Origin of the sequence: Rothia sp. HMSC064F07, assembly GCF_001837265.1 — a bacterium.
Taxonomy (GTDB): Bacteria; Actinomycetota; Actinomycetes; order Actinomycetales; family Micrococcaceae; genus Rothia; species Rothia mucilaginosa.
Genome location: NZ_KV831928.1, coordinates 63475 through 63785 on the forward strand (window position 1 = coordinate 63475; position 311 = coordinate 63785).

A 311-nucleotide genomic window follows, 5' to 3' on the forward strand; every position below is an offset into this window, starting at 1 on the left:
ATGAAAGTCCCTCCGAAAAGGAAGGGAAATGCCTGCTGCGCCGTTTCCTCATGCGCCGGGTCTGGCCCTCAATGAAAGTCCCTCCGAAAAGGAAGGGAAATGGGCGACCGTGAATAAGGCTGAATGCATGGCGTTCTACCCCTCAATGAAAGTCCCTCCGAAAAGGAAGGGAAATGTGTCCCGGCTGGAGCGGCAGCATCTGAGGCTCACGCCCTCAATGAAAGTCCCTCCGAAAAGGAAGGGAAATTTAGCCGCGCGGTCTAGCGTATTGTCGCTTGTGGTTCCCTCAATGAAAGTCCCTCCGAAAAGGA

At 54.3% G+C, this 311-nt stretch carries 1 protein-coding gene; it reads left to right on the plus strand.

The genetic code is table 11. The features are described from left to right. Window positions 1–28 precede the first annotated feature (28 nt). Window positions 29–311 (plus strand): hypothetical protein (locus tag HMPREF2712_RS09090; protein WP_210401025.1); only part of this gene is annotated, 283 nt, incomplete at its 3' end.